Annotated in this window: 1 protein-coding gene; it reads right to left on the bottom strand. The window is 66.5% G+C overall.

Annotated elements, in window-relative coordinates:
- The coding region (locus ACRHNM_RS17655; RefSeq protein WP_431137950.1) for a glutathione binding-like protein at positions 1-248 on the bottom strand (248 nt) is incomplete at both ends.

Below are 248 nucleotides of genomic sequence, written 5' to 3'. Positions count from 1 at the left end.
GGCGATGTCGGCGATAGTGTACTGGTCGCCCATGACCCAGTCGCGGCCTTCCAGGCGCCTGTCCAGCACGCCCAGCAGGCGCGTGGGTTCGGCCACGTAGCGGTCGCGCGGGCGCTTGTCCTCGTAGTCCTTGCCGGCGAACTTATGGAAAAAGCCCAGCTGGCCGAACATCGGGCCGATGCCGCCCATCTGGAACATCACCCATTGCAGGGTCTCGTAGCGCCCGGCGGTGTCGGCGGGGATGAACT

The organism is Psychroserpens mesophilus (genome assembly GCF_050617655.1).
Lineage (GTDB): Bacteria > Bacteroidota > Bacteroidia > Flavobacteriales > Flavobacteriaceae > Psychroserpens > Psychroserpens mesophilus_A.
This window is presented reverse-complemented; position numbering and strand designations above follow the sequence as displayed.